Source organism: Nostocoides vanveenii, assembly GCF_039531165.1.
In the GTDB taxonomy this organism is placed as follows: Bacteria; Actinomycetota; Actinomycetes; order Actinomycetales; family Dermatophilaceae; genus Nostocoides_A; species Nostocoides_A vanveenii.
Genome location: NZ_BAAAPN010000045.1, coordinates 141,060 through 165,890 on the forward strand (window position 1 = coordinate 141,060; position 24,831 = coordinate 165,890).

General features: G+C 69.5%; 28 protein-coding genes and 1 riboswitch. Of the genes, 24 read left to right on the forward strand and 4 right to left on the reverse strand.

Annotation, left to right across the window (positions count from 1 at the left end):
* Window positions 1-57: 57 nt before the first annotated feature.
* A complete protein-coding gene (gene rpe, locus ABD209_RS09475) occupies window positions 58-714 on the forward strand; it encodes a ribulose-phosphate 3-epimerase (RefSeq protein WP_324388640.1) in 657 nt (218 codons plus the stop codon).
* Window positions 715-725: 11 nt separating this feature from the next.
* Window positions 726-1,430 carry a pentapeptide repeat-containing protein gene (locus ABD209_RS19815; RefSeq protein WP_425564631.1) on the forward strand — a complete coding sequence of 235 codons (705 nt, stop codon included), beginning with the start codon at window positions 726-728 and terminating at the stop codon, window positions 1,428-1,430.
* Window positions 1,431-1,758: 328 nt separating this feature from the next.
* Here the strand turns inward: ABD209_RS19815 and ABD209_RS09480 are convergent, their stop codons facing one another.
* The 4 genes from ABD209_RS09480 to ABD209_RS09495 are packed head-to-tail and all read right to left on the reverse strand — an operon-like array spanning window position 1,759 to window position 5,838.
* Complete coding sequence (locus tag ABD209_RS09480) at window positions 1,759-3,144, reverse strand: serpin family protein (protein ID WP_344065265.1); 1,386 nt, start codon at window positions 3,142-3,144, stop codon at window positions 1,759-1,761.
* 41 nt (window positions 3,145-3,185) lie between these two features.
* A complete protein-coding gene (locus ABD209_RS09485) occupies window positions 3,186-3,923 on the reverse strand; it encodes a hypothetical protein (protein WP_324388315.1) in 738 nt (245 codons plus the stop codon).
* Complete coding sequence (locus ABD209_RS09490; protein ID WP_344065268.1) at window positions 3,920-5,290, reverse strand: hypothetical protein; 1,371 nt, start codon at window positions 5,288-5,290, stop codon at window positions 3,920-3,922. Before ABD209_RS09490 ends, ABD209_RS09485 begins: the two co-directional genes overlap by 4 nt.
* The gene (locus ABD209_RS09495; RefSeq protein ID WP_324386723.1) at window positions 5,290-5,838 is read right to left on the reverse strand and encodes a SigE family RNA polymerase sigma factor; all 549 of its coding nucleotides are present in this window, start codon (window positions 5,836-5,838) and stop codon (window positions 5,290-5,292) included. Before ABD209_RS09495 ends, ABD209_RS09490 begins: the two co-directional genes overlap by 1 nt.
* Window positions 5,839-6,001: 163 nt before the next feature.
* A riboswitch (FMN riboswitch) is annotated at window positions 6,002-6,132 on the forward strand.
* Window positions 6,133-6,241: 109 nt separating this feature from the next.
* Here ABD209_RS09495 and pnuC point away from each other — a divergent pair.
* The 22 genes from pnuC to ABD209_RS09605 all read left to right on the forward strand — a co-directional run bounded on the left by pnuC (window position 6,242) and on the right by ABD209_RS09605 (window position 24,816).
* Window positions 6,242-7,003, forward strand: a complete 762-nt coding sequence (pnuC, locus tag ABD209_RS09500; protein WP_344065272.1) for a nicotinamide riboside transporter PnuC — start codon at window positions 6,242-6,244, stop codon at window positions 7,001-7,003.
* A gap of 26 nt (window positions 7,004-7,029) precedes the next feature.
* Entirely contained in the window at window positions 7,030-7,293 is a 264-nt protein-coding gene (locus ABD209_RS09505) for a phosphoribosyl-ATP diphosphatase (RefSeq protein ID WP_344065275.1), read from the forward strand.
* Between the two features lie 63 nt (window positions 7,294-7,356).
* Entirely contained in the window at window positions 7,357-8,202 is an 846-nt protein-coding gene (gene hisG / locus ABD209_RS09510) for an ATP phosphoribosyltransferase (protein WP_324386720.1), read from the forward strand.
* The gene (locus ABD209_RS09515) at window positions 8,190-8,636 is read left to right on the forward strand and encodes a PH domain-containing protein (protein WP_344065278.1); all 447 of its coding nucleotides are present in this window, start codon (window positions 8,190-8,192) and stop codon (window positions 8,634-8,636) included. The genes hisG and ABD209_RS09515 overlap by 13 nt, the downstream gene beginning before the upstream one ends.
* A 107-nt stretch (window positions 8,637-8,743) precedes the next feature.
* Window positions 8,744-9,703: a hypothetical protein gene (locus ABD209_RS09520; RefSeq protein ID WP_344065281.1), complete on the forward strand. Its 960-nt coding sequence runs from the start codon at window positions 8,744-8,746 to the stop codon at window positions 9,701-9,703.
* 24 nt (window positions 9,704-9,727) lie between these two features.
* On the forward strand, window positions 9,728-10,501 hold the full coding sequence (gene hisF, locus ABD209_RS09525; protein WP_344065284.1) for an imidazole glycerol phosphate synthase subunit HisF: 774 nt from the start codon (window positions 9,728-9,730) through the stop codon (window positions 10,499-10,501).
* A 55-nt stretch (window positions 10,502-10,556) separates the two neighbouring features.
* Window positions 10,557-11,195, forward strand: a complete 639-nt coding sequence (locus tag ABD209_RS09530) for a TIGR03085 family metal-binding protein (RefSeq protein ID WP_324386716.1) — start codon at window positions 10,557-10,559, stop codon at window positions 11,193-11,195.
* A gap of 3 nt (window positions 11,196-11,198) precedes the next feature.
* Window positions 11,199-13,046 (forward strand): ABC transporter ATP-binding protein, encoded by a 1,848-nt coding sequence (locus ABD209_RS09535; protein WP_344065287.1) that lies wholly within the window; start codon window positions 11,199-11,201, stop codon window positions 13,044-13,046.
* Window positions 13,043-14,824: an ABC transporter ATP-binding protein gene (locus tag ABD209_RS09540; protein ID WP_344065290.1), complete on the forward strand. Its 1,782-nt coding sequence runs from the start codon at window positions 13,043-13,045 to the stop codon at window positions 14,822-14,824. The genes ABD209_RS09535 and ABD209_RS09540 overlap by 4 nt, the downstream gene beginning before the upstream one ends.
* A 37-nt stretch (window positions 14,825-14,861) precedes the next feature.
* Window positions 14,862-15,071 (forward strand): hypothetical protein, encoded by a 210-nt coding sequence (locus ABD209_RS09545; protein ID WP_344065293.1) that lies wholly within the window; start codon window positions 14,862-14,864, stop codon window positions 15,069-15,071.
* Window positions 15,068-15,298 (forward strand): GNAT family N-acetyltransferase, encoded by a 231-nt coding sequence (locus ABD209_RS09550; protein WP_344065297.1) that lies wholly within the window; start codon window positions 15,068-15,070, stop codon window positions 15,296-15,298. Before ABD209_RS09545 ends, ABD209_RS09550 begins: the two co-directional genes overlap by 4 nt.
* 86 nt (window positions 15,299-15,384) lie before the next feature.
* Window positions 15,385-16,899, forward strand: coding sequence for a M1 family metallopeptidase (locus ABD209_RS09555; RefSeq protein WP_344065300.1), 1,515 nt, complete (start codon window positions 15,385-15,387; stop codon window positions 16,897-16,899).
* Window positions 16,900-16,962: 63 nt separating this feature from the next.
* The gene (gene hisI, locus ABD209_RS09560; protein ID WP_324386713.1) at window positions 16,963-17,343 is read left to right on the forward strand and encodes a phosphoribosyl-AMP cyclohydrolase; all 381 of its coding nucleotides are present in this window, start codon (window positions 16,963-16,965) and stop codon (window positions 17,341-17,343) included.
* Complete coding sequence (locus tag ABD209_RS09565) at window positions 17,340-18,899, forward strand: anthranilate synthase component I (protein ID WP_344065303.1); 1,560 nt, start codon at window positions 17,340-17,342, stop codon at window positions 18,897-18,899. Before hisI ends, ABD209_RS09565 begins: the two co-directional genes overlap by 4 nt.
* Complete coding sequence (locus tag ABD209_RS09570; RefSeq protein ID WP_344065306.1) at window positions 18,896-19,522, forward strand: Trp biosynthesis-associated membrane protein; 627 nt, start codon at window positions 18,896-18,898, stop codon at window positions 19,520-19,522. The genes ABD209_RS09565 and ABD209_RS09570 overlap by 4 nt, the downstream gene beginning before the upstream one ends.
* 74 nt (window positions 19,523-19,596) lie before the next feature.
* Entirely contained in the window at window positions 19,597-19,842 is a 246-nt protein-coding gene (locus ABD209_RS09575; RefSeq protein ID WP_324386528.1) for an HGxxPAAW family protein, read from the forward strand.
* Window positions 19,843-19,849: 7 nt separating this feature from the next.
* The gene (gene trpC / locus ABD209_RS09580; RefSeq protein ID WP_344065309.1) at window positions 19,850-20,647 is read left to right on the forward strand and encodes an indole-3-glycerol phosphate synthase TrpC; all 798 of its coding nucleotides are present in this window, start codon (window positions 19,850-19,852) and stop codon (window positions 20,645-20,647) included.
* Window positions 20,644-21,834 carry a tryptophan synthase subunit beta gene (gene trpB, locus ABD209_RS09585; protein ID WP_344065312.1) on the forward strand — a complete coding sequence of 397 codons (1,191 nt, stop codon included), beginning with the start codon at window positions 20,644-20,646 and terminating at the stop codon, window positions 21,832-21,834. Before trpC ends, trpB begins: the two co-directional genes overlap by 4 nt.
* Window positions 21,831-22,664, forward strand: a complete 834-nt coding sequence (trpA, locus tag ABD209_RS09590) for a tryptophan synthase subunit alpha (protein WP_344065315.1) — start codon at window positions 21,831-21,833, stop codon at window positions 22,662-22,664. Before trpB ends, trpA begins: the two co-directional genes overlap by 4 nt.
* A gap of 11 nt (window positions 22,665-22,675) precedes the next feature.
* Window positions 22,676-23,188 (forward strand): MauE/DoxX family redox-associated membrane protein, encoded by a 513-nt coding sequence (locus ABD209_RS09595; RefSeq protein ID WP_324386532.1) that lies wholly within the window; start codon window positions 22,676-22,678, stop codon window positions 23,186-23,188.
* A gap of 53 nt (window positions 23,189-23,241) precedes the next feature.
* Window positions 23,242-24,006, forward strand: coding sequence for a DsbA family protein (locus ABD209_RS09600; RefSeq protein WP_344065320.1), 765 nt, complete (start codon window positions 23,242-23,244; stop codon window positions 24,004-24,006).
* A 33-nt stretch (window positions 24,007-24,039) separates the two neighbouring features.
* Entirely contained in the window at window positions 24,040-24,816 is a 777-nt protein-coding gene (locus ABD209_RS09605; RefSeq protein ID WP_344065323.1) for a DsbA family protein, read from the forward strand.
* Window positions 24,817-24,831 lie beyond the last annotated feature (15 nt).

Consider the following 24,831-nt stretch of genomic DNA (forward strand, 5'->3'; position numbering starts at 1 on the left):
CGTCCCCGCGGAAACGAGAGCGTCCGCGGGTCCGGCGCCCTCGCTAGGCTTGTGGCCGTGTTGATCTCGCCGAGCATCCTGTCCGCCGACTTCGCCAACCTGCAGGCCGAACTCGCGCGGATCGCCACCGCGGACTGGGCGCATGTCGATGTCATGGACGGACACTTCGTCCCCAACCTGACGCTGGGGCTGCCGGTCGTCGAGCGCCTGGTCCAGGTCAGCCCGGTCCCCATCGACGCTCACCTGATGATCGAGGATCCGGACCGCTGGGCGCCGGTCTATGCTGAACTGGGCGCCAAGTCGGTCACCTTCCACATCGAGGCGGCGCGCGATCCGCGGATGCTCGCTCGCACGCTGCGGGCCGAGGGTGCGCGCGCGTCGATGGCATTGAAGCCGGCGACGCAGTGGGCGCCCTACGAGGAGTTGCTGCCCGACCTTGACATGGTGCTGGTGATGACGGTCGAGCCGGGCTTCGGCGGGCAGAGTTTCATGGCCGATCAATTGCCGAAGGTGCGCGCCGTTCGCGATTCGGTGCGCCGCCATGGCGGCGAGGTGTGGATCCAGGTCGACGGGGGAGTCTCGGCGGCGACGATCGAGCAGTGCGCGGAGGCTGGTGCAGATGTCTTCGTGGCCGGGACCGCGGTCTATAACGCCGATGACGCGGCGGCAAATATCGAGCGGCTCCGTGTGTTGGCCGCCGAGCACGCCCACTGAGCCATTCCCGTATGCCCGCTCACGCGCCCCCGGCTGGTCACTCACCCGGGCACGTCGAAAAGCCCTCTCTCCGAGCGGAAGTCGGGGATACGGCATACGTCTCGTCGACGCGACTGACGGGCGGACTGGACGAGGGTGAGGTGCTGCGCGGCGTCGATTTCGACGACTGCACATTCGCGGGGAATGTGCTCGTGGGTGCGCAGCTGGTGGGCTGCACCTTCACGAAATGCACCTTCACCGGGGTGGACCTGAGCCGCGCGGATATGACCGACTCGCGGTTCGCGGAGTGTGCGTTCAACGAGAGCCGGTTGCTGGGGGTGAACTTCGCGATCGGGCATACGGGCACGTTGAGCGCGCCATTCCGGTTCGAGCGGTGCCGGCTCGACTACGCGTCTTTCCGGGGGCTGGATGTCACGGGCTCGGTGTGGCGCGATTGCTCTTTCGGGCGCCGGGGCTCGACGCCCCGGTTCGCTGCCACCCCGCCACCAGCGCCATCCTCGACGGCGCCATCGCCAAAGGATTCACCCGCGCCACGACCCGCACCGTCACCGGCAACGACAGCTACCCGCGCTACCGGATCCCCGAACCCATGGCCTGGCTCGTCCGGTTCCGCGACCGGCAATGCCGCTTCCCCGGCTGCGCGATCAGTTCCCGGTTCTGCGACCTCGACCACGTCATCCCCTGGCCCGACGGGCCCACCAGTCCAGCGAACCTGATAGCCCTGTGCCGGCGACACCACCGGCTCAAGCAGTCACCCGGCTGGACGGTCGCGATCCATCCCGACCTGACCGTGACCTGGACCGACCCGGTCGGCCGCCCACACCAGCTATCCGAGCGACCACCTCGGCCTCACCGACGACTGGAAGTCCCTGCCCGACAACGCCGTTGCCGCGCCAGGTCGCGACGCGACCATACGCACCCCGGCCGCGTCGAACGAGGGCGAGATCAGCCCACTCGAAGCACACCTCACCCGACTGCTTGCCGCCTGAGCGGCGGCAAGAACCGGCCGGATTGGATCTCGCCACGGGCCGGCCGTTCGCCGGTCTAGGCCGAGGGTTCGGCGACGCGGCCGATGAAGAGCGGAGTGGCGGATTCCACCTCGTGGATCACGAAGAGGAAGGGCCGGTCGAAGGTCAGCGCCTTCGGCTCCGCCGGCGCTCCGGCGGCGTCCATGATCACGGCCGTGGCGGCTGCGGCTTCGGCACCGTTCTCGTCGACCGCGATGAAGGCCTCATGGATGACCGCGGAAATGTAGAGCCGCTCCTGGGTAGTCATCGCCGAGAAGTCCGCCTTGTCCGCGTCGAAGGCCAACGGCATACCCATCGCGGGCAGGATCGCCGTGAGCGGTGACGGGGTCCGGAAGTTCCATTTCGGCAGCGTGAGTTGAACGGCCGGCTGGTCGGTGGCAGTCAGTGCAGACCTGAGCTTGTCCGCGGTCAGCCACGCGCGCTGCGCGGAAACGCCCGGGTCCTCGGTGCGCACCAACGTCATCGCCAACTCCCGGCCGGCGAAATGCAGGGTCACCGACTCCCAACCGCTGCCGTGGGCATAGGGAGCGGAGAAACCGTTGTGCATCATCGGCACCTGCCGAGCATCACCCTTATCGCCGGTGAAGGGTCCGAGCGCCGTCAGCGCTGGCGTGAAGGGCACATGCCATGGCGCCTTGAAATAGACCGCGTTCACCAGGACCAGCCGGGTTGCGGGGGAGAGCACGCCGTGGGGGATGAGTTCCGGGATCTTCGCGTGCGTCTGCTCGCTGGTCCACCCATTGATCTCGGTCCTCGCGGCCTCGGCATCGGCCTTGTAGTCCACGGTGTGCAAGCCCGCACCGAACCACTTCGCCACGGCATCGAGGAAGGGCTTCTGAAACTCCGAACCACGTTGCGGCCATAGCGAGTTCGCGCTGTCCAGGGCGATCTCGTATGACGTGCCCGTCGCATCGGTCCGTTTGCCGGCCCTGCTCTCGGCCAGTCGGACGACGGCGGCCAAGCCGGCGTCGAGGCCCTCGACACTGTCGAAGTCCAGAGTGTTGAGCATCTCCTGCTGCGTCGCACCCACCGCCCCGTTGGCCGTCATACCAAGAGCAAGCGCGACCGAGAAGGGCGAGCACACCAGGTTCCCGGTCTTGTCGGTCAGCAATCTGGACGTCAACGCGGCGGTAAAGGCGCGGACCGCCTCGGCCCCCTTTGCCGCCGACCCAGCCGGCGGCTGAGCCAGGGCAACCTCGGCCTTGACGACGCTACCCCCGGAGATTGCGCCCTTGGTGGCCCCTGCGGTCTTGAGCACGGTGGCACCGTCCGAGCCGCAGGCGGTGGCGGCAAAGCCGGTAAGGCTGCCGATTATCAACGTACGCAACAGGATGCGACGATCGGGCCGCACCGGCATACGGGCGGCGGTGTCGGTTGCGGGCAATGCGTGCTGGTTTGTCATTCCGTTATGACGGCAGTTCGTCGCGGCCAGTTCCGCGCGAGCTAGGCGTGGGCGAGAATCCGCATCGTATGCCCGGGCGCTCTCCCGTCGAGGGCTTCGACGCTCACCGGCAGGCCAGTCGCCCGGTCGAGGCCGACCAGCCATTGCGTGGAGTACGCATAGCCCGGGTCCTCGTCGCGCGCTCGGAGCTCGCCGCCATAATCCTGCCGCTCGGCGATCTCGCCATAGAGCAGGGCGCAACACGAGCACCGCGGCTCGTATGCCGTGGTGGGCCGCAATCGCGCCCACCACGTCTCGCGGCCATACCGTTCGGTCGTCGCCACTTCCTCAACGTCGGCGCCGGGCACGGTGACAAGACGGCCAGGGCCGTCGGGATCGGCCGGGTCGTCGGGCACCCACTCGTGGCCGTCGGCGAGTTCGTAGGGGTCGAGCATCGCCAGCCAGTAGTAGTTGTGGAAGTAGAGGCCGTGGTCGTCGCCGTCGGTGCCGCTGGTGCGAGTGAGGACCAGGCCATCGGGGCGAAGGGTTGCCGGCCGGTCCGGTGGCTGGGGGCCGAAGTCGTGTCCCGCTGGTCGCGCGCGATCCGCGAGGTTTTCGCCAGGTCGCTCGACACGGGTCACTCGAACGTCGGACGGCCGTCGCAGCCGCGCATGCAGTGCCGGCCCACTCTTCTTCGGCCAGTGGAGGGTCGGCCAGTCGAGCTCGAACTCGACGGACTGCCACAGCCACGGTGCCGACCGCGCGAGGGCGCGCCAGTCGTCGGCGGTGGGGATCGTCATACGGACAGCAGATCACGGGGTCGCCTGCGGCGCAGCCTGTTTTGTGCCGCCAGCCAGCCCAGAAGACCCAGTGTTCCGCCGAGGAGGGGCAGCACGGTGCGCGGGTGCCACGAGATCCAGGTGTCCTGTACCCCATAGAAGGCCGTATGCCGTTCGCCCGCCAGCGCGTCATCCGCCCAGTCCACGCAGGTCAGGTCGAGTGCGGGGTTGGCGACGACCACCGGATCGCCGGCGACGCCCGCCAGCGTTGTCGACGTGGCGAGTGTCCGGTCGCTCTTCCACGGGACGAGCAGGCGGTTTTGCTGCCAGGCCAGGGGGCAATTGTCGTCCGCTTGCACGGGGATCTCGGGGATGTGCGAGTCCGCTGTCGGCGCGTTCACGTCCGGAATCAGTGCTCCGTTCGCCACGTCGAAAATGCGTACGTCCGTGGGATTGCCGGGCGCAGTGGGCGCGGACCGGAGAGCGAGCCGCGTGCCGTCCGGGGACAGCGATGCGCTGCCGATGACGAACTCGGGTCCAGGGCGCGTGCCGGTCGACTCCAGCGTCACGCCGGTGTCCTGCCAGCCGCCCCCGAGCCAGGTGGGATCGTAGATCTGCAGGGCGTAGTTCCGTCGATCCGAGAGGTACCCGACACCCAAGAGGCGCTGCCTTACGAACCCGACGAGGGTGACATTTCCGCGCGGAATGCCAAAGCTATGACCGTCGGTGTCCACGACCACGCCCGCAAGCGCCATAGCAAAACCGTCCCGAGGCTCCCCGGTCAACGGGAGGTAGACCCACCGCGAGTCCGGGCTCCACACCATCTGGGTCTCGAGGTCCGGTCGCTGGGTAGCGGGATGGCCGAGGTCGACGGGACGGCCCGTCGCCAGATCGAGAAGCTGATAGGACTCACCGTCGGTATCCGCCGCAAAGCGGCCGTTCGGCGACACGCGCACCGCCCGGGCCGTGTCGCCGATTCCCGCGAGCCACTGCATCCGGCCGCTGGGGAGCACCGCATACGTGCCGGTCCGGTTCGGCTCGCCGCCAGCTGAGGTCGGGACCGGTGCCCAGGCAATCCCCGACACCGGTCCGGGTGCCGCGTTGCCATCGTCGATGCCGGTAATCCGCTCGGGGTAGCCGAGAGCGCGGGCGTCGGTGTGCTCGATCGAGGTCGCGGGCGGCGCCGGGCCGCGCTCGTATGCCGTGAGCCGGGCCACGCCGCCGCCCACCGCGGCTATCGCGGCCACGGATGCCGCCGTGACCGTCAGCCGGCGCCGGGTTCGGCGACGCCGCCCCTGCGACCACAGGTCGCCCGGCGGCTCGGACGGGGTCGCGCTCAGAGCCGAATCAGCCTGGTGCACAAGCAGATCGCGCAGGTCGACAGTCATCAAGGACCTCCCGGGAAGGGCTTGGTCTCGGTCGTGGTGCGTCCGGCCGGGACGCCGAAATCGCTGGGTGTGAGCAGCGTGCGCAAGCGGGCCAGGGCGTCACGGGATTGCGACTTCACCGTCCCCACCGAGACCCCGAGCAGGCGGGCAGTCTCGACCTCGGTGAGGTCATCGACATAGCGCAGCACGACATACGCTCGTTGGCGGGTCGTCAGCTGCGCGAGCGCGGCGCCGACATCGACGCGGTCACTCACATCGATCGGCCCGGCCGGCGGAATCGATTGCGCCAGAACCACATCGGGCATCGGCCGTGGCTCCCGACCCCGCCGCCGCCAGCCGTCGATGGACCCGGTGACCAGGGCGCGCTTCACATACGCCTCGGGTGGCCCGCCGCGGATGATCGCCTCCCACCGCGAGGCCACCTTGACCAGGGTGTCCTGGAGCAGGTCGTCGGCAAGATGCGGATCGGCGGTCAGCAGATACGCCGTGCGCAGCAGCACCGGCCACCGGGCCCGCACGAAGGCCTCGAAATCCGCCTGCCCGTCCACACCCACCCTTTCTGAGAAAGCCCACTCACACCTAACACGCTCGACCCAGCCCCCGCGGAGGGGGTGTACCGATGGGCGGGAGGCAACGGCATACGGCAATCTCGCGTGGCGGACGCCACGCACACCTGACGCGAGCGAGCGGCGGGGGCGAGGCATACTGGGGGCACGTGCTCCGGGGTCGGTGTAATTCCGAACCGGTGGTGACAGTCCACGACCCGTACACAGCCAGTGTGCGGTTGATCCGGTGAAACTCCGGGACCGACGGTGAAAGTCCGGATGGGAGGCAGCACGTACCGACGGCCGTATGCCGTCCGCGCCCCTGCGCGGAACGCTCGTCCGCCCGAGGTGCACGTCCCCCGGAGTTCGTCCGAAGTGACACAACGACTCAAAGGACGAACACCAGATGTCATCACTACTCATGGCCGCAGCGGCCGATGAGAATGTCTTTCAGCGGCTCATCAACGCCGCGATGCCGATCGGGAAATATCAACTCCACTGGCTCGAACTGATCGGCGTCCTCATCGGCGTCGTCTCGGCGTGGTTCGGCATGAAGCGGCGGGTGTGGGCCTGGCCCGTCGGTATCACCGCCAACATCATGCTCTTCTTCGTCTATATCGGCGCGACTCTCGGTGCGGGAGAGCGGATTCCGCTTTTCGGCCAGGCCGGGCGACAGATCTTCTTCATCGTCACGAGCATCTATGGCTGGTGGCGTTGGTCGCAGCTGCAGAAGCGCGCGGGTGGCGGCGATGCGCCGGCGATCACACCGCGGTGGATGACCACGCGCGAGCGCGCCATCGTTATCGCCGGCTGGTTGCTCGGGACCGTCGTCGTTCACCAGGTCTTCGTCGCCCTGTGGAACGCCGCCCCGAACCCCTACTGGCAACCGCAGTGGTGGTACTACTGGTGCGACGCCTGGATCTTCGTCGGGTCCTTCGTCGCCACCTATGCGATGGCGCGGGGCTGGAACGAGTTCTGGCTCGCGTGGATCGGCGTCGACCTGGTCGGTGTGCCGCTCGGCTTCGCGACCGACTACGTCCCGACGGCCGTCATGTACACCTTTTACGGCCTCTTCGTCCTCTACGGCTTCAGCCAGTGGGTCAAGGCGACCAATGAGGCCAAGCGGGTGCCCGCCCCGGACGTGCTGGCGGACGCGGCCGCCCGCTGACGCCGCGCAGGCCTACCCTGGCGCGCGTGAAGACCTTCGACGCGCTGTATGCCGAGCTGGCCGAGCGGGCACGCACCCGCCCGGCCGGCTCGGGGACCGTCCGCGCCCTGGACGCGGGCGTGCATACGATCGGCAAGAAGATCGTCGAGGAGGCCGCCGAGGTGTGGATGGCCGCCGAATACGAGGGCCGCGAGAAGACGGCGGAGGAGATCAGTCAGCTCCTCTATCACCTGCAGGTGCTCATGCTCGCCTGCGAGTTGACGCCGGAGGATGTCTACCGGCATCTGTGAGCGGCAGCGTCGCTGGCTGAGCACCGGGCTCGGGGCGTTGGCGACCTCGCATACCCTGGCCGGGTGCTGCGTCTTGCCGTCCCCAACAAGGGCTCGCTCTCGGATTCCGCGATCGCGATGCTCAAGGAAGCGGGCTACCGGACCCGCCGCGATCCCAAGGAATTGGTGGTCACCGACGCCGACAACAGCGTCGAATTCTTCTATCTGCGCCCGCGCGACATCGCCGTCTATGTCGGATCGGGGACGGTGGACGCCGGCATCACCGGCCGCGACCTGCTCCTGGACGCCGGCTCGGGCGCCGAGGAGGTGATGGCGCTCGGCTTCGGCGCGTCAACCTTCCGGTATGCCGCCCGCCCCGGTGAGATCGCCGACGTCGCCGCGATCTCCAGTCGCCGCGTGGCGACGTCCTATCCGGGGCTGGTCGCCAAGCATCTCGCGCAGGCCGGCGTGCAGGCGGACGTCGTCCGGTTGGACGGCGCCGTCGAGACGGCCATCACGCTGGGTGTCGCCGATGTCATCGCGGATGTGGTGGAGACCGGGACCACGCTGCGGGCGCAGGGCCTCGAGCCCTTCGGCGAGCCGATCCTGCGCAGCGAGGCGGTCTTCATCCGCCGGCCCGGGACCAGCCAGGGTGGTGCGGTGGAGGTCGTGCGGCGGCGCCTCGTCGGCGTCGTGACCGCGCGGCACTATGTGATGTTGGACTACGACTGCCCGGCCGAGTTGGTTCAGGAGGCCTGCCGGGTGACGCCGGGGCTGGAGTCGCCGACCGTCTCGCCGATGCAAAACCCAGCGTGGCTGGCGGTGCGAGCGATGGTGCCCCGCGCGCAGACCAACCGGGTCATGGATGCGCTCTACGATCTCGGAGCCCGGGCCATCCTTGTCACCGAGATCTCGGCATGCCGGCTCTGAGTGAGCCTTTCGTGCCGGGCCGCGGCCGGCGGGTCGCGCTCGCCGCGGCCGGGATCTCCGTGGGCCTCTTCGGCGTCGTCGCCTGGCTGTTGCCCGGGCCCGATGAGGGTGGCGACTGGCGCCTCGGCGACCGGCTGATGATGTGGGGGCTGGGCCTGGCGATTGCTGCCTTGATGGCCCGGTATGCCCGCATCGGTGCCTGGCCGTTCGCGTCCGGGCTGCGCGTGCGCAATCTGCTGCTGACCCGGGAGATCCCGTGGGCCGAGATCGAGGACGTCCGCTTCGGCGGCGGCGAACCCTGGGTGCAACTTGAGTTGATCGACGGCGAAACGCTTGCGGTCATGGCCATCCAGCGGGCCGACGGGCCGCGCGGCCAAGGCGAGGCCGAGCGGCTCGCCGCGCTGGTCGCCGAACGTCAACGCCCGGCTGACTAGGGTGCTTGGCTGCGGGTCCGCGTGGTGTTAGTTTCATGGGCGGCCCGAGCAGGGGATGCCCGGGCCTGGCGCTGATCGGACGCCGCCCCTCGATGAAGAAGGAATCCATGACCACGCTGTCCACTCGCCTGACCGCAGGTGCCGGGCTCGCCGCCCTCGTCGGCCTCGCACTCGCGCCTGGCGCGTCCACCGCGGAGAGCGCCCCGCGCTCCCTGCCGGGCACCCTCGTTCCCGTTTACGCCGGTCCGGCGGCGACCACGCAGAGCGTCGTCGAGGACGCGCAGAGCGCCGCGAAGGCTGCTCCCACGGCGAAGTTCGTCGTCACCTACACCGGCTTCACAGCCGAGGCCAAGGCGGCCTTCCAGCGGGCCGTCAACACCTGGGCGGGCAAGCTCAACACCACCGTCCCGGTCACCGTCAAGGCCAGCTGGGAGCCGCTCGGCCCCGGCGTGCTCGGTGCGGCCGGTCCGTCCGCCGTGTGGGACATCGGTGGCGTCTGGAATGTCGACGCGATCGCCAACAAGAAGGCCGGCAAGCAACTGAACGCCTCGCCGGACATCGTCGCGCGCTTCAGCAGCAACTTCACCAACTGGTGGTTCGGAACCGGCCCGGCGCCGGTCGGGAAGTACGACTTCCAGAGTGTCGTGACCCACGAGCTCGGCCACGGCGTCGGCTTCCTCGGCGTCGGCAACGCGTCCGGGAGCACCGGAACGGTGAAGTATCAGGGCAAGAACACGGCATACGACCGCTACACGCGGCTCGGGTCGACCGCCACCAGCCCGCTGCTGTGGAAGATGCCCGACAACTCCACTCAACTCGGCTCGGCGCTCAAGAGCAACAACGTCTTCTTCGACAGCCCGGGCGTGCGCACGGCCAATGGCGGCAAGTCGGCAAAGCTCTACGCGCCCTCGACGTGGCGCCAGGGCAGCAGCTACAGCCACCTGGACGAGACGACCTTCCCCAAGGGCAACCAGAACTCGCTGATGACCTATGCCATCAGCGACGGCGAGACCATTCGCACCCCTGGCCCGGTCACCCTCGCCCTGCTGAAGACGATCGGCTGGTAAGCGAGGCCGCTTAGGGTTGGCGCCATGGCTTTGGCAGCGCGCGTGATCCCGTGTCTCGACGTGGATGCCGGGCGGGTGGTCAAAGGGGTCAACTTTGTCGACCTCGTCGATGCCGGCGATCCTGTCGAGCTCGCCAAGGCCTATGACGCCCAGGGCGCCGACGAGCTCACCTTTCTCGACGTCACCGCCAGCAGTGGCGGCCGCGAGACGACGTATGACGTGGTTCGACGGACGGCGGAACAGGTGTTCATCCCGCTCACGGTCGGCGGCGGTGTGCGCGGTGTCGACGATGTCGACAATTTGCTGCGCGCCGGCGCCGACAAGGTCGGGGTGAACACCGCGGCGATCGTCCGCCCGGAGTTGATCGCCGAGATCGCCGATCGCTTCGGTGCCCAGGTGCTCGTGCTCTCCGCCGACGTCCGGCGCCGCCGTCTTCGGGACGGCGCGCCGGCCGGCGGGTTCGAGGTCACCACGCACGGCGGTCGCCAGGGCACGGGTCTCGACGCTGTCGCGTGGTGCGCTCGAGCCGCTGAACTCGGTGCCGGAGAGATCCTCCTGAACTCGATGGACGCCGACGGCACGACGGCCGGCTTCGACATCGAGTTGATCGAATTGGTCCGGGCGGCCGTCACCATCCCGGTGATCGCCAGCGGGGGCGCCGGCACCCCCGGCCACTTCGCCGAGGCCCTCGACGCGGGGGCCGATGCGGTCCTCGCGGCCTCGGTCTTCCATTTCGGCACACTGACGATCGCCCAGGTCAAGGACGCCATCCGGGCGCACGGGCACCCGGTGCGCTGACGCTCGGTGCGGCGTCTGGTTAGGGGTTGTCGGAGCCACCGTGCAGGATGGACGTATGACGAGATTCGCCCATGCGGAGCGCGAGGCCCTCTGCGACACCTTTCTGACCGTCGGCCCGGAGGCGCCCACGCTGTGCGGCGGATGGAAGAGCGCCGACCTAGCCGTTCACCTCGTGATCCGTGACGGCCGGCCCGATCTGCTGCTCGGCGAGATGCTCCCGGTTGTCGGCGGGTGGGCCAAGTCGCGCCAGCGCGCGATGCGTCACCAGCCCTGGCCCGAGCTGGTCGAGGCCGTCCGCACCGGTCCGCCGATCTACTCGCCAACCCACATCGGCCCGGTCGATGAGTTGGTCAACCTGGTCGAGTTCTATATCCACCACGAGGACGTCCTGCGCGGTGAGCCGGGGCTGGAGCATCGCGCCATCCCCGAGGCCGAGCAGCGCGCGCTGTGGACGGCATTGAGCCGGATGGCCAAGCTGATGTTCCGCCGCGCCGCCACCGGCGCCGAGTTGGTCAGCCCCTACGGCCGCGTGGTCGCCAAGTCGCCGACTCGTCTCGGCAGCGTCACGATCGAAGGCACTCCCGGCGAACTGGTGCTCGCGGCATACGGCCGGCATCGCGTCGCGGACATCTCCACGCGGGGCCGCGACGAGGCCGTCGAAGCGCTCTGGGCCGGCAAGCTCGGGCTCGCCTGACGTATGCCGGCTGACGATCTCGGCGGGGCCCTGCCACCCACGGGCCTTCTGCGGCGCAGCGCCCGCGTGGTGGCCAAGGGGGTCCGGGCCGAGCCGGGGCTGTTCGCGCTCGCGGTGGGCGGGAGCACGCTCTACGGCGTGATGACCGCGGGGATGGCGCAGGCCGTCGGCTGGGTCACCACGCACGAGATCACGCCCGCCATTGCGGACGGTCAACTGGAGGTGCGACGGGCCGCGGTGATCTTCGCGGTCATCGGGGGCGTGGTCGTGCTGACCACGATCGGGGTATTGCTGCGGCGCATCGCCGGCGGCTTCACGATGTTCAACGTCGCTGCCGACTACCGACGGCAGGTCACCCGGCAATACCTCCGCCTGCCGCTCGCGTGGCATCAACGACATCCGTCCGGGCAGTTGCTCTCCAACGCCAATGCCGATGTCGAGGCAGCGTGGGGCATCTTCATGCCGCTGCCCATGGCCCTCGGCGTCATCGTCATGCTGCTCGCCGGCGCGGTCCAGATGGTGCTGGTCGACCCCGTGCTCGCGGCGGTCGGGTTCACGATCTTCCCGCTGCTCTTCGCGGCGAATGCTGTCTTCCAACGTCGGATGAGTGCCCGCGTCACGCACGCACAACAACTGCGCGCCGAGGTTGCCGAAGTCGCGCACGAGAGCTTCGACGGCGCGCTCATCGTCAAGGTTATGGGCCGCGAGAGCCATGAGACGGCGCGCTTCGCGGAGGTCAGCGACCGGCTGCGCCGGGCGGCCATCGAGGTCGGCCGCACCCGCGGCACCTTCGACCCGATCATCGAGGCGATCCCGACGATCGGCACTCTCGCCCTGCTCGGCGTCGGCGTGCAACGGGTCGCTTCCGGCGCGGTGAGCACGGCCGAGTTGATCCAGCTCGCCTATCTGATCGCGGTGCTCGCCTTCCCCGTGCGCGCCTTGGGCTGGGTGCTCGGCGAGATCCCGCGCACCCTGGTCGGGTGGGAGCGCGTCAGCGCCGTCCTCGAAGCCCGCGGCCAGATGACGTATGGCGAGATCCACCTCCCCGGCACCGCGCCCCTCGGCTCGGACCACCCGGGCGGCGTGGCCGTGCGCTTCGAGGGCGTGTCCTACGACTACGCCGCCGCCCACACCGCTTCGGCCCCTCCCGAGGCGCTTCAGAGCATCGACCTGGAGATCGCGCCCGGGCAGACCGTCGCCGTCGTGGGCCCGACCGGGTCGGGCAAGTCCACACTGGCGGCGCTCGCCGTCCGGTTGATCGACCCGACCCGCGGGAGGGTGCGCGTCGACGGCTCCGATGTCCGCGCGCTCGCTCGCGGCGCCCTGGCCCGCGAGGCCGCGCTCGTGCCGCAGCAGACCTTCGTCTTCGACGACACCGTCCGCGGCAATATCACCCTCGGTCTGGAGATCGACGACGACGAGGTCTGGGCCGCTCTGCGCGCGGCCCAGGCCGACGGTTTCGTCGCGGCCCTGCCCCGCGGCCTCGACACCGAAGTGGGGGAGCGCGGGGCCACGCTTTCCGGCGGGCAGCGCCAGCGGCTCGCGCTGGCCAGAGCCCTCGTGCGCCGCCCGCAGTTGCTCGTCCTCGATGACGCGACCAGCGCCGTGGACCCGACCGTCGAGCAGGCGATCCTCGCCGAACTCGGCGCCGGCACGGGCGGTATGACCCTGATCGTCATCGCCTACCGGATGTCGACGATCGCTCTCGCCGACGACGTCGTCTATCTCGAGCGCGGCCGGTTGCGCGATCGCGGTCGCCACGACGAACTGATGACGCGATGCCAGGGTTATCACGACCTGGTGACTGCGTACTCCCGCGAGGCCGCCGAGCGGGAAGCGGTGAACCGATGACCACGCTCGCCTCGGCCGAGCACAAGCCCCGGGCCTGGGAGACCGTCAAGCGCGGGCTCGACCTGTCGCCGGAGTTGCGCGCCGGCGCGCTCGTCACGCTTCTCCTCGCCCTGCTCACCACGGCCGGCCGGGTCGTCGTCCCGGTCGTCGTCCAGCGCATCACCGACGACGCGCTGCAGGCGCCCGGCGGGCCGGACACCGGCCTGGTCTATCGCTATCTCGCGATCGCGGCGGCGGTGGTCGTGCTGACCGCGGCCACGGCATACGTGGTGAATGTGCGGCTCTTTACCGCCGCGGAGGGCGGGCTTGCCACCTTGCGGGTCACCGCCTTCCGGCACATCCACGACCTGTCGGTGCTCACCCAGAACGCCGAACGCCGCGGCTCGATGGTCTCCCGCGTGACCTCCGACGTCGACACGATCAGCCAATTCGTCCAGTTCGGCGGGATCATGCTGATCGTCAGTCTCGGGCAGATCACCCTCGCGACGGCGTTGATGATCTGGTACAGCCCGATTCTGGCCGCGGTCACGTGGGGGTGTTTCATCCCGCTCGTCATCGGCGTCCGGCGGATGCAGCGTTCGCTCGGCGTGGCGTATGCCGCGGTCCGTGAACGCGTCGGCGACCTCCTCGCCGCGGTGTCGGAGTCCGTGGTGGGGGCGTCCACGATTCGCAGCTTCGGCGTCGAAGACCGGACCGCCGCCCGCCTGGACGAGGCCATCGAGGGGCATCGCCGAGCCGCGACCACGGCGCATATCCGCAGCTCAGCGGCCTTCGCGGCGGGGCAGTTCGTCGGCGGGATCACGCTGGCCGTGGTGCTCGTGGTCGGGACACTGTTGGGCGCGAACGGCCGGATGACGCTGGGGGAGTTGCTCGCCTACCTCTTCCTCGTCGGCTTGTTCACCATGCCGGTCCAGCAGGCCACCGAGATCTTCAACGAGTTGCAGAACGCCGTCGCCGGCTGGCGGCGGGTGCTTGAGGTCGTCGACACCCCGGCCGATGTCGCGGACCCGGGGGTCACCGGCGTCGACCTGCCGCGCGGGGCCATCCGGGTCGATTTCGACGCGGTCGGCTTCGCCTATCCCGGCGGGGAGCCGGTGTTGCATGAAGTCACTGAGCACATCGGCCCCCGCAGCCGCATCGCGGTCGTCGGCGAGACAGGCTCGGGGAAGTCGACCTTCGCCAAACTGCTGACCCGGCTGATGGATCCCTCGACCGGGATGGTCCGGCTCGATGATGTCGACATCCGCGAGGTGCGCTTTGCCTCACTGCGCGAGCGCGTCGCGATGGTTCCCCAGGAGGGCTTCCTTTTCGATGACACGGTGCTGGCCAATATCCGCTTCGGCGCAGCCATCGACCGCGCCCGCGTCGAACTGGCGATGACCGAACTCGGCCTGGACCACTGGGTCGCGGGTCTGCCGGCCGGACTCGACACCCCGGTGGGCCAGCGCGGCGAAGCGATGTCGGCGGGGGAGCGGCAACTCGTCGCGCTCGCCCGGGCCTATCTCGCCGACCCCGACCTGCTGGTCCTGGACGAGGCGACCTCGGCCGTCGACCCGGCGACCGAGGTCCGCATCCAGCGGGCCTTGGACTCTCTCTCCCGTGGCCGGACCTCGATCACCATCGCCCACCGCATCTCGACCGCCCAGGCGGCGGATGAGGTGATCGTCATGGACCGGGGCCGGGTCGTCCAGCGCGGCCCGCACGGCCGCCTGGTGACCGAACCCGGCCCGTATGCCGCGCTCCACGCCTCCTGGGTCGCCAACCAGCAGGGCGGCTGAGGCAGCGGGGCGGGGCGGCTTCACGCCATGTGCCAGAGTGACCCGCAGGCCTCCCGACGCAAACCGCTGGCTCGCCATCCGGCTCGCCGACCGGCCCGGTGACCGCGGGTGGGTCGTGATGGCCAATGGCGAGGCCTACGCCGAGCAGTTCGGCTGGGGCTCGCAGTTCGAGGCGCTGGGTGCCCGGATCGTCGCCGACTTCGCAGGCAACCGACCGGTCTGGCCAAGTTGCGCGTCCTCCTGGTGACCCCGAGAGCTCGCGGCCTGGGTGCGGGTAGTGCGCCCGTGAAGGCCTGTGTGGGCTTCGCGCAGGCGGCGGGCTACACGCGCGTGACCCTCTGGACCAACGACGTGCTGACCTCGGCGCGCCGCATCTACCAGGCCCACGGCTTCGTGCTCACCGACGAGACACCTCATGACAGCTTCGGACAAGATCTGGTCGGCCAGACCTGGACCCTGAATATCCCGCGATGACCCGCCCGGCGGGTGAGGTGGTGACCCCGGACCCGTGACCGGAGTAGCGTGCCCGGCGGAATGCGGGACGCGAGGAGAGGTCAGTTATGAGCACGGCACGACGCCCCCGAGTCACCGCAATGATCGGCGCGGCAGGCGTCCTGGCCGGGGCGGCCTGGACCCTGTCGATAACGGCGGCGACCGCGGGCGGCGCTCCTGCGGCATACGGCACGCCGTCCGGCACCGAGTCGACCATCGGAAGCGCGGGCGGCGGGGACCAGTACTACCCCATGGCCGGCAATGGCGGGATCGATGCCCAGCACTATGACCTCGACCTGAGCTACACGCCGGAGAAGTACCTGCCCAAGGCGATCCGCGACCAGTACCACCTGCTCAAGGGGGAGCACCTCGGCCGGATCGAGGGGACCGCCACGGTCGCCATTCGTGCCACCCAGCCGCTCACACGCTTCGACCTCGACCTGTCCAGCACCCTCCACGTGCGCAGCGTGACCATCAACGGGCACGCAGTCGCCTACGCGCATCGGGCCGATGGCGAGTTGGTGATCACCCCGCAGCGGCTCATCGCCGCGGGCACGCGGGTCTCGGTCGCCGTGGCTTATGGCGCGATCATCCGGCGACCCCCAGTCGTCAACGGCTTCTCGACCGGGCTGATCCCGACCGCCGATGGTGTGGTGTTGTCAGCCGAACCCACGGGTGCGCCGACGTGGTTCCCCTGCAATGATCTCCCGCACGACAAGGCGACGTATGCCTTCAACCTCACCGTGCCCCGCGGGCTGGTGGGGGTCAGCAACGGTCTCCCGGTGGGCAAGCGGACCACCGGCAACACGACCGCCTACCAATGGCGTACCAACGACCCGATGGCGCCCTACCTCGCCGAGATCGCCGTCGGCAACTATCGCATTATCACGCGCTCGGCGATGGGGGTGCCGATCTACGACTACATCGACCGCGACATCCCCAGCGGGAGGCAGCGGAAGATCGACGCGGTCCTGGCCAAGGTGCCGCAGATGATGCGCTATCTCTCGGGGCAGTTCGGACCCTACCCGTTTAGCTCCTACGGCCACATCGTCGATAAGGACTTGCAGGCTGGGGCCTCCATGGAGAACCAGACCCGCACCCTCTTGATGACCGATGAGGCCGACGAGGCCACAGTGGCCCATGAACTGACGCACCAGTGGTTCGGTGACCAGGTCGCGCTCGGGCAGTGGCGTGACATCTGGCTCAACGAGAGCCTTGCGACGTGGGGGGAGTGGCTGTGGCGACACCACTCGACCACTGACCACGAGTCGCTCGCGGCCAGCTATCGCGAAGCAGTACGCGATATGTCGGGATCGTGGCAGACCGTCGTCACCGACCCAGGCGCCGACGACCTCTTCTCCGATGCGGTGTACGCCCGCGGCGGGGCCATGCTCTACCGCCTCGACCGGCTCATCGGCGACTCGGCGATGAGCACGATCTTGCACCAGTGGGTGTCCATGCGCCGCCGCCAGCCCGCGAGCACAGCTCAATTCGTCACGCTCGCGACCCGGGTGTCGGGACGCGACCTCAGCGGCTTGTTTGAGCCGTGGCTCTTCCAGCCGGGTAAGCCCCGCGGCGCCTAGCGCGAACGCTCGGCATCCGGCTCCGCGAGCACTCGAGACCAGGGTGCGCGCGATAATGCAGCAATGCCCTTGGACCCCAGCATCGCCGCACGCCTGAAGCGGGACGAGCAGGGCCTGGTCGCGGCGATCATCCAACAGCACGACAGCGGCGAGGTGCTGATGCTCGGCTGGATGGATGACGAAGCCGTGCACCGGACCCTGACGACCGGCCGGGTGACCTTTTGGTCGCGCAGCCGGGGGGAGTACTGGTGCAAGGGCGACACCTCCGGACATATCCAGTTGGTCAAGACGGTTGCGATCGACTGCGACGGCGACGCCCTGCTCGTCCGCGTCGATCAGGTCGGCGCCGCCTGCCACACGGGCACGCGCACCTGCTTCGACGGCAACGACCTCGGTGCCGTTGCTGCCGTGCCCACCGCAACCACCGCCGGAGGCCAGCGATGACCGCGGAAGCCCCCGATCTGGCATACGGGCACACCTGGCCGAGCCTGGAGACCTTCACCGTCCTCGCGCAGGACCGCCGCGTCGTGCCGGTCGTGCGCCGGCTCCTTGCCGACGGCGAGACGCCGCTGGGGCTCTATCGTCGCCTCGCGGGCGGCCGCCTCGGCACCTTCTTGCTGGAGTCGGCCGAGCACGGCGGGGTCTGGAGCCGCTACTCGATCATCGGGGCTGCCAGCCGCGCGACTCTCACCGAGCGTGACGGCGAGGCGATCTGGCTCGGCGATCCGCCCGTGGGCGTCCCCACCGGCGGCAACCCGGTCGAAGCGATCCGCGACACCGTCGCCGCTCTGGCCACCGAGCCCATCGCGGGCCTCCCGCCGCTGACCTCCGGCCTGGTCGGTGCCATCAGCTACGACGCGGTGCGCCGCTGGGAGCGGCTCCCCGACAACACCCTCCGCGACGTCGACGTGCCCGAGGTCGCCATGGTCCTGGCCACCGATGTCGCCGTGCTCGACCACAGCGACGGCTCGGTCCTGCTGATCGCCAACGCCATCAACTATGACAACACCGACGCCCGCGTCGAGTGGGCGTGGCGCGACGCGCTCGAGCGGCTCGATGCGATGACAGCCGCCCTCGGGGGACCCGCGGAGTCGACCGTCTCCACTCTGGACCCAACGCGCGCAGCCGCAGCCCTCGCTGACGTCACGACCAATATGACGCCGAATGCCTTCGAGGACATGGTCGAACGCGCCACGGAAGACATCCGGGCCGGCGAAGCCTTCCAGATCGTCGTCAGCCAGCGCTTCGACATCGCCTGTCCGGCCGATGCGCTCGATGTCTACCGCGTGCTGCGCTCGACCAACCCCAGCCCCTATATGTATTTCCTCCGGCTCGAGCATCCGGCCGGCGGCCCGCTGGACATCGTCGGCTCCTCGCCGGAGGTGCATATCAAGGTCACCGGCCGCCAGGTGATCCTGCACCCGATCGCCGGCACCCGCCCTCGTGGCAAGAGTCCCGAGCACGATCTGGCGCTCCAGGAGGAGCTCCTCGACGATCCCAAGGAGCGCGCCGAGCACGTCATGCTCGTCGACCTCGGCCGCAACGACCTCCAGCGCGTCTGCGCCGCCGGCTCGGTGGACGTCGTCGAGTTCATGAACGCCCGCCATTACAGCCACGTCATGCACCTCGAGTCCACCGTCGTCGGCCACCTCACCTCGGGTCACACCGCCTACGACGCGCTCGCCGCGACCTTCCCCGCCGGCACGCTCTCGGGGGCTCCCAAGCCGCGGGCGATGGCCCTGATCGACGACTACGAACCCACTCGGCGCGGCATCTACGGCGGCGTCGTCGGGTATGCCGATTTCCACGGGGACATGGACGTCGCCATCGCGATCCGCACCGCCGTCATCCGCGGTGGCCGCGCCTATGTCCAGGCTGGCGCCGGCATTGTCGCCGACAGCGTCCCGACCCTCGAATACGACGAGACCCGCAACAAGGCCGCGGCCGTCCTGCGGGCGATCGCCGCCGCGAGCACCCTGCGCCCGGTCGATCACGTATGACGCCCGACCCCACCCGCTCCCGGCCCGCCGCGCGCTGGCGCGGCCCCCGCGTCGTGGTCCCGGCCGCGCTGCTCGCCGCCGGGATCGCCGTCGTCGCCGGTCGCCGGCCCTGGCTGACCGGCCTCGTCGATGACGCGACCCTGGGCCGTACCTCGGTCGGCGCAACCGGCTCGCAGGCCGTCCCCGGCCTGGTCGCCCTCGCGCTCGTCATCGCCGCCGCCGCCCTCGCGGCCGCCACCTCGGGCCCCGTGTTGCGGCGCCTGACCCTGGTCCTCGGCAGCGCCGCGGCGCTCGGCCTGGCGTTGCTGGGCGTGCGTGCGGTAGCCGAAGCTGACGTCATCCTCGGCGCCCTCGCGGCCACGGCGAGCGGGCGCACTGGCACCATCCCGGTCACCGGCGTCACCACCGCCTTCTGGCCGTATGCCGTGGCCGCCTCCGCAGCCCTGTCCGCCCTCGCGTCGCTGGCCGGCTTGACCGGCGCCGGCTCCTGGCGCGGGCTCTCCCAACGCTATGACGCGCCCGGCGAGGCCGCGGGCGGGCGCGGCCAGCGGGTGAGCACCGCCTGGGACGACCTCGAGCGCGGCGTCGACCCGACCGCCGACCCCGGCGCACCCGGGCGTTGACCGGGGCTGTCGGCCGCGTCTGACAGAATCTCAGGGCAGGTCCATCGCCGCAAGGCACCCGCACACCTCGACCGATGAAGGGCATCCACATGCAGCACCAGGAAGAGCACGAAGGGCACGGCAACAGCGTCGCGGCCTGGGTGAGTGTCGCCGTCATGCTCGTGGCCTCGGCCATCGCCTGCCTCGGCGTCGCCAAGGCGAGCACGCCGATGGCCGTCGTCGGCGCCGCCGGGTTCCTGATCGGCGCGGTGCTGTGGCCGCTTCTTTCCCGGATGGGCTACGGAGACAAGAATCCGCCCCGTTCGCTCTACAGCGACTAAGACAGCCTTGAGTTCAACCGTCCTCGACTCCATCATCGCGGGGGTCCGAGCCGATCTGGCCGCGCGCGTTTCGGCTCGGCCGCTCGCCAACGTCGTCGCCGCAGCCGCGTCGGCGCCCCCGCCCCGCCCCGTTCTGCCCCGCCTCAGCGGGCCGACGCTCGGGGTGATCAGCGAGGTCAAGCGGGCCAGCCCCAGCAAGGGTGACCTTGCCGCCATCCCGGAGCCCGCTGCCCTCGCCGCCACCTATGCCGCGGCCGGTGCCGCCGCGGTCTCGGTGCTCACCGAGGAGCGGCGCTTCCGGGGCAGCCTCGCCGACCTCGACGCCGTCCGCGAAGCCGTCGATATCCCGGTCCTACGCAAGGACTTCATGGTCGACGACTACCAGTTCTACGAGGCCCGCGCCCACGGCGCCGACCTGGTCCTGCTCATCGTGGCCGCACTCAGCGACGCGCAGCTGCGCCATTTCCACTCCCTGGCAACAGATCTCGGGATGACTGCCCTCGTGGAGGTCCACGACGCCGCAGAGATCGAACGCGCCCAAGCGATCGACCCGGCGCTGCTCGGCGTCAACGCCCGCAACCTCAAGACCCTCGACGTCGACCCCGACGCCTTCGGCGCCCTCGTCGGCACCATCCCCGCGGGAGTTGTCACGGTGGCCGAGAGCGGCATACGGCACGCGGACGACGCCCGGCGGTATGCCCGTGAGGGTGCCGACGCGGTCCTGGTCGGCGAGGCCCTGGTCACCCACGGCGACCCCGGGGCCGCCGTCGCCGAGTTCGCCGCCATCCCGGGAACACAGCGATGACCGCCGGCCGCTTCGGCCGCTTCGGCGGCCGGTATGTCCCCGAGGCCCTCATCCCGGCCTTGGAGCAACTGGACGAGGTCCGGTCCAAGGCGATGGTCGACCCCGAGTTCCTCGGGGAGCTCGACCGCCTCCACCGCACCTACACCGGCCGGCCGAGCATCATCACCGAGGTCCCCCGGTTCGCCGCGCACGCCGGCGGCGGGCGCATCATCCTCAAACGCGAGGACCTCAATCACACCGGTTCGCACAAGATCAACAACGTCCTTGGCCAAGCCCTCCTCACCAAGCGGATGGGCAAGCGCCGCATCATCGCCGAGACCGGCGCCGGCCAGCACGGCGTCGCCACGGCGACGGCCGCGGCGCTCATGGGCCTGGACTGCACGGTCTATATGGGCAAGGTCGACACCGAACGCCAGGCCCTCAATGTCGCCCGGATGCGCATCCTCGGTGCCGAGGTCATCCCCGTCGAGCACGGCACCGCCACCCTCAAGGACGCCATCAACGAGGCGCTGCGCGACTGGGTAGCCAATGTCCACGACACGCACTACTGCATCGGCACGGTGACCGGCCCCCATCCCTTCCCCGAGATGGTCCGCGAGTTCCACCGGATCATCGGCGTCGAAGCACGCGCCCAGGTGCTCGATCTGACCGGCCGCCTCCCCGATGCCGTGATCGCGTGCGTCGGCGGCGGATCCAATGCCATGGGCATTTTCCACCGCTTCATCGACGACGCTGAGGTGCGCCTGATCGGGGTCGAGGCCGGGGGAGAGGGCATCGAGTCCGGCCGGCACGCCGCCCGCTTCGCCTCTGCCGAGCCCGGCGTGTTGCACGGCGCGATGAGCTACCTCATGCAGGACGACGACGGCCAGACCCTCGAATCCCATTCCGTCAGTGCGGGATTGGACTACCCAAGCGTCGGTCCCGAGCATTCCTATCTCAAGGACTCCGGCCGCGCCGAATACCGCTACGCCACCGACGAGGCGACCATGGCGGCCTTCCGGCTGCTGTGCCGCACCGAAGGCATCATCCCCGCCCTGGAGTCCGCGCACGCGCTCGCCGGGGCGATCGAGGTCGGCCAGGAGCTCGGCCCGGACGCCCTGATCTTGGTCAATCTGTCCGGCCGCGGTGACAAGGACATGCATACGGCCGCTGCCTGGTTTGGGCTGATCGAGACGGATCCCGTATGACGCCCCCCACCACCGCCCGGGGCGTCACCGACGTCCTCGCCCGCTGCCGCGCCGAGGGCCGCGCCGCACTCATCGGCTATCTGCCGGTCGGCTTCCCCGACAAGCCGACCTCGCTCGAAGCCATGGTGACGCTGGTGGAGAACGGCTGCGACATCGTCGAGGTCGGCGTCCCCTATAGCGACCCGGTCATGGACGGCCCCACTGTGCAGCGGGCCGCGTCCACCGCGCTCGCCGGCGGCACCCGCGTGGCCGATGTGTTCGACGCGACGGCGGCGGTCCGGCGCGCAGGCGCGCCACCACTGGTGATGACCTACTGGAATCTCGTGATCCGCCGTGGCGTCGATCGTTTCGCCGACGACCTCGCGGCAGCCGGGGGAGCGGGCTTGATCACCCCGGATCTGATCCCCGACGAGGCCGGCGACTGGATCGCCGCCTCCGAGCGCACCGGCCTGGACCGGGTCTTCCTCATCGCCCCGTCCTCGACCCCCGAACGGCTCACCTTCGTCACCGACAAGTGCCGTGGCTTCGTGTATGCCGCGTCCACCATGGGCGTCACCGGCGCCCGTAACAGCCTGGGCAGTGCTGCCGAAGAACTGGTCGCACGGGCTCGTGCAGTCAGTGACATCCCGGTCTGCGTCGGACTCGGTGTCAGCACCCGGGAACAAGCGGCGCAGGTCGGTTCGTTCGCGGATGGGGTGATCGTCGGGTCGGCCTTGGTCTCGACCATGCTCGACACCGACCGGGCGGCCGGGCTCGACCGGCTTGCGGCGCTCACCCGAGACCTCGCGGCCGGCGTGCGGGAGGGCCGGGCCGACCGGCAGAGAGCGTAGGTAAGGACACGATGACGATGGTCGATGACGACGTGCGTTCGGCGCCGACGGGCAGCGCCGGCCGCGAACGCGCACTGGATTGGGCCGGCACCCTCGCCCGCCTGATTCTCGGCGGGGTGCTGCTCATCGCCGGACTGCTCAAGGTCGGGCACCCGGGCCAGTCCGCCCGCGCCGTGCAGGCCTACCAACTCCTCCCCTTCGACGTGGCACGGCTCGTCGGCTATGGCCTGCCGCTCGTGGAGATCATCGTCGGCAGCCTGCTCATTCTCGGCCTATTGACCCGTGGGGCTGCCGTTCTCGGCACCATGCTCATGCTCGCCTTCGTCATCGGCATCTCCTCGGCCTGGGCCCGTGGCCTGGCCATCGACTGCGGGTGCTTCGGCGGCGGCGGGCAGATCGAGCCGGCCAAGACGGCCTATCCCCTCGAGTTGGCCAGGGATAGCCTGTTCGCCCTGTGCGGCGCCTACCTGAGCTGGCGACCGCGCAGTTTTCTCAGCCTCGACCGCCGCTGGTACGGCAACTGACCGACCCGGCCTCGCTCTTCACGTTCCCATCACGCAGGAAGTCGCAATCACTCATGGCGAAGAATCAGCCCGCCCCTCAGGACGCCGTCAGCGCGCGCCAGGCCAAGATCCAGCAGGCCACCAAAGGCACCCACCGCGGCGGCCCCAACCCGCTGGTCATCGCGGGGGTGATTGCTCTGGTCGCCATCGTGGCCGTCGTTGGGTTCGTGGTGATCAACAACAAGAACGCCACCAAGGCCGCATCCGAAGGTGGGTCCGCGCTGCCCAAGGGTGTCAGCGCCATGGGGCAGCCGTTCGTGCGTGGCACGCCCAAAGCCGGCGCGCCCACGCTCGACATCTACGAGGACTTCCAATGCCCCGGGTGCGGACAGTTCGAGCGCATCCTCGGTTCGACGGTCAAGGAGATGGCGACCTCGGGCGATGTCCAGGTCCGCTATCACGTGATGACCTTCTTGGACGACAACTTCCAGGGCAAGAACTCCAGCCGCGCGGCTAACGCCGCATTCTGCGCCGCCGACGACGGCAAGTTCGGCGAAATGCACGACCTGATCTATGCCAACCAGCCGACCCAGGAGGGCAAGGGCTGGACCGACGAGCAACTGACGACCTTCGCCGGCCAGGCCGGACTGACCGGGGCCGCCTTGGACGCCTGGACGACGTGCTATCAAAAGCAGGATCACAACCAGTACGTCGTCTCGATGCAGGACGCCACCAGCAAGGACGGCGTTACCAGCACCCCCACGGTCCGTCTCAACGGCAAGGACCTGACCCTGACCAATATGGACGCCGCCGCCTTCAAGAAGGCCGTGCTGGGCTGAGCCCGGCTCCGACACGACAAGGACGTAGAGCAGATGGCCAAGCGCCCCAACGCGCCCAAAGATGTGACCACGCGTGCCGCGAAGGCGAGTGCTGCGCAGAAGGCGGCCACGAAGTCCGGTCCGAGCGCGGTGACCATCGGCGGCGTCATCGCGATCCTGACGATCATCGCGGTCGTCGCCTGGGTGATCATCGCCAACCAGAAGGCGACCAGTGACGCTCGAGCCGGGGGCACCGCCATACCGGCCGGGGCGTCGGTCGATTCCGGCTATCGCGCGTTCGCCGATGTCACGCCCGCGGCCGGGGCCCCAGTCGTGGACCTCTTCGAGGACTTCCAGTGCCCGGTCTGCGGGCAACTCGAGGCCGCGGTCGGCAAGACCTTCGAGTCGCTCGCCCAGAGCGGCAAGATCACCCTGAACTACCACGTGCTCAACTTCCTCGACGAGAAGTTCGGCGTGAAGTACTCCGTCCCGGTGGCCAACGGGGCCTTCTGCGCCGCTGACCAGGGCAAGTTCCAGGCCTTCCACGACGCCGCCTACGCGGGTCAGACCGAAGAAGCCAAGAGCATCCCGACCGAGACTCTGGACAACTTCGCCACGATGGCCAGCCTGACCGGCGAGGCCCTGCGCACCTGGCAGACCTGTGTCAAGGCCGAGAAGTACTCCTACTACGTCGGCAAGGTGACCGACGCCGCCGTGCAGGCCAAGGTCAGCGGCACACCCACGGTCAAGATCAACGGCACCGAGGTATCGCTGAAGGATGTCGCCACGCCGGACGGCCTGACCAAGGCAGTCGAGGCGGCTACCAAGTAGCCGGGCACGTATCGT